This window comes from Acidiluteibacter ferrifornacis, assembly GCF_009909615.1.
Taxonomy (GTDB): domain Bacteria; phylum Bacteroidota; class Bacteroidia; order Flavobacteriales_E; family Vicingaceae; genus Acidiluteibacter; species Acidiluteibacter ferrifornacis.
In genome coordinates this window covers 1-899 of record NZ_WWNE01000007.1, presented here as the reverse complement: position 1 = coordinate 899, position 899 = coordinate 1, and the positions used below count along the sequence as shown (strand labels likewise).

Sequence of the window (899 nt, the reverse complement as noted above, 5' to 3'; positions counted from 1 at the left end):
AAAGCTGTTTTACTCGCACTTAAGGAGACTGAAGAACAGTTGTCTGTACTTCCATTGTCAATGTCTGATGCAGTTATACTCGCATTCCCACTTCCATCAAGGTAAACAGTGATGTTTTGAGCAGATGCTATAGGAGTAATCGTATCTGCAACTGTTACCGTGCTTACAGCAGTTGTAGTATTGCTGCTGCCATCCGTAACTGTAAGAGTAACTGTGTTTGCTCCTACATCAGTGCATGTAAAAGCTGTTTTACTCGCACTTAGAGAAGGAGTACCACAATTGTCTGTACTACCATTGTCAATATCTGATGCAGTTATACTCGTATTCCCACTTCCATCAAGATAAACAGTGATGTTTTGAGCGATTGCAGAAGGAGCAGTAGTGTCTGCTACAGTTACAGAACTCACTGCTGTTGCGGCGTTGCTGCTGCCATCTGTTACGGTAAGTGTAACGGTGTTTGCCCCAATATCGGCACAAGTAAAAGCTGTTTTACTCGCACTTAGAGAAGGAGTACCACAATTGTCTGTACTACCGTTATTGATATCAGATGCAGTAATAGAAGCATTCCCTGCACTATTAAGATAGACTGTGATGTTTTGTGCAGCTGCTGTTGGAGAAGTGGAATCAACAACCGTTACAGTGCTAGTTGCCGTTGAAGAGTTGCTACTTGCGTCAGTTGAGGTAAGCGTTACTGTATTTGCACCTACATCTGAACAAGTAAAAGTCGTTTTACTCGCACTTAAGGAGACTGAAGAACAATTGTCTGTACTTCCATTGTCAATATCCGATGCGGTTATGCTCGCATTCCCACTTCCATCAAGGTAAACGGTGATGTTTTGAGCAGATGCTATAGGAGTAGTCGTATCAGCCACTGTTACTGTGCTTACAGCAGTTGTAGT

Annotated in this window: 1 pseudogene; it reads right to left on the bottom strand. The window is 42.7% G+C overall.

The window, feature by feature from the left end:
• Positions 1–899 (bottom strand): annotated as a pseudogene (locus GQN54_RS08695) (hypothetical protein); the annotation flags it as partial.